Annotated in this window: 1 protein-coding gene; it reads right to left on the reverse strand. The window is 55.9% G+C overall.

The features are described 5' to 3' along the window. Window positions 1–190: 190 nt before the first annotated feature. Window positions 191–406, reverse strand: coding sequence for a transposon-transfer assisting family protein (locus tag D5269_RS18285; RefSeq protein ID WP_016220730.1), 216 nt, complete (start codon window positions 404–406; stop codon window positions 191–193). Window positions 407–503 lie beyond the last annotated feature (97 nt).

Below are 503 nucleotides of genomic sequence, written 5' to 3' on the forward strand. Positions count from 1 at the left end.
TTTGTAAAGCCTGGAGGCTGTGTCCAGAAACCGCATCCACTCATTCCAGCTGGAAGTGAGCTGCACCGCCGCATGGTCGGCCATCTGTGCGTACATCTGCGCTTTGGTTGCCATTGTTTTCGGCCCTCCTTTCGGGTTTTGGATAAAAGGAAGGGGCGGCACAGCGCCAGCCCCTCCGGTCTGTTGGTTCCTATTCGTCAAAGTCCGGGTACAGTTCCAGACTGTCAAACTCCGCGTCCGTCATGGCGCGCAGCTTATGAAGGGCGCTGTCGGTCAGTTCCATCAGCTCCGTTTCCTCCGGCGAGAGATAGCCGCGCATCTCGGTCAGGCTCTCCATCAGTCCGGCGCGGGTTCCGGTGTTGTAAATGCACATCAGATTCATTTCTTCAAAGGTAAAGTGTCCCATATCAAAGCTCCCTTTCCGCGCTCTTTTTCGGCGCTGTCTTTTTGCTTTCCTGCTTCGGCTGCTGGTGGAGCTGTTCCACCACCGATTTCCGCTTGTC

It is taken from the genome of Anaerotruncus sp. 1XD42-93, assembly GCF_009917605.1.
Taxonomy (GTDB): domain Bacteria; phylum Bacillota; class Clostridia; order Oscillospirales; family Ruminococcaceae; genus Anaerotruncus.